This window comes from Candidatus Pelagibacter communis (genome assembly GCF_001179985.1).
Classification (GTDB): domain Bacteria; phylum Pseudomonadota; class Alphaproteobacteria; order Pelagibacterales; family Pelagibacteraceae; genus Pelagibacter; species Pelagibacter ubique_J.
The window spans coordinates 1-537 of sequence record NZ_CVSI01000027.1 but is presented as its reverse complement, the minus strand read 5'-3'; the positions used below and the strand labels follow the sequence as shown (position 1 = coordinate 537).

The 537-nt window shown below is 28.5% G+C and carries 2 protein-coding genes and 1 pseudogene; all 3 read right to left on the bottom strand.

Annotated elements, in window-relative coordinates; translation table 11 throughout:
* Nucleotides 1-241, bottom strand: a pseudogene (locus AMN80_RS01155) (NAD(P)(+) transhydrogenase (Re/Si-specific) subunit alpha); the annotation flags it as partial.
* Between the two features lie 13 nt (nucleotides 242-254).
* A complete protein-coding gene (locus AMN80_RS01150; RefSeq protein WP_075520192.1) occupies nucleotides 255-365 on the bottom strand; it encodes an aa3-type cytochrome c oxidase subunit IV in 111 nt (36 codons plus the stop codon).
* A 4-nt stretch (nucleotides 366-369) separates the two neighbouring features.
* Entirely contained in the window at nucleotides 370-495 is a 126-nt protein-coding gene (gene ykgO / locus AMN80_RS01145; protein ID WP_075520191.1) for a type B 50S ribosomal protein L36, read from the bottom strand.
* Nucleotides 496-537: the final 42 nt, after the last annotated feature.

Sequence of the window (537 nt, the reverse complement as noted above, 5' to 3'; positions counted from 1 at the left end):
CTTTTTCATCTGGTAGGTTTAGTTGCAATAATATATCAGACTCTTTTATAATTTTTTCTTTATCGCTAAAAAATTCTGCACCATTTTCTGAAAATTTTTGATCATCGATGTCAAGATGATCACCATAGTTTTTCTCAAGGTATACTTTGAAACCACTTGAAACAAATTTTTTAACATTATCCGGAGTAACTGAAATTCTTTTTTCAGTGGCTTTATTTTCGCAGACAGAACCAATTATCATTTATTTTTAGAATTTATAACAAAACAATAGCTAAGACTATTAATATAGCAATAACTGATATTGTCCCCCAAAGAACAAATTTTGTGAAGTTTTCCCATGTTTTTTTGTGATTGTCATTATCCATTTAACTATTTTTGTCTTGCTTTAAATTTAGGATTTTTTTTATTAATTATGTAAACCCTTCCTCTTCTCTTAACCATTTTTGAATTAAGGTCTCTTTTTTTAAGCGACTTTAGGGAACTTTTTATTTTCATAATATTTTAGCCTGGCAACGTCCTACTCTCCCATGTCTTAAG